The 496-nt window shown below is 63.3% G+C and carries 1 pseudogene; it reads left to right on the top strand.

The features are described 5' to 3' along the window. Positions 1-496 (top strand): annotated as a pseudogene (locus HX846_RS23615) (urea ABC transporter permease subunit UrtB); the annotation flags it as partial.

Below are 496 nucleotides of genomic sequence, written 5' to 3'. Positions count from 1 at the left end.
GTGATCAACATGGCCCACGGTGAGTTCCTGACCATTGGCGCCTACACCACCTACGTCTGTTCCAGCCTTACCGCGCATTTCGCGCCGAGCTTTCAGCCGTATTACTTTTTCGTTGCCATTGCCCTCTCATTCCTCGTCGCGGGCGCCGTGGGCTGGCTGGTGGAATGGGCGATGATCAGCCGCTTGTACAAGCGGCCCCTGGACACTTTGCTCGCCACCTGGGGTTTGTCCCTGGTGATGCAGCAAACCTTCCGCTCGGTGTTTGGCGCCCGTGAAGTGAGCGCCGAACCGCCGGCCTGGCTGATGGGCTCGGTGAACCTCGGCGACGCCATCGAGATCCCGCGCAACGGCCTGTTCATGATGGGCCTGACCGTGCTGCTGACCGGGGCGATCTTCGTCATGCTCTACCGTTCGCGCTGGGGCTTGCAGGTGCGCGCCACCGTGCAGAACCGCTTGATGAGCCGGGCGGTGGGCATCAACACGCGCAAGGTCGACC

Source organism: Pseudomonas sp. K5002 (assembly GCF_013386655.1).
Classification (GTDB): Bacteria; Pseudomonadota; Gammaproteobacteria; order Pseudomonadales; family Pseudomonadaceae; genus Aquipseudomonas.
The sequence above is the reverse complement of the archived record's forward strand: the minus strand, read 5'-3'. Positions and strand labels throughout refer to the sequence as shown.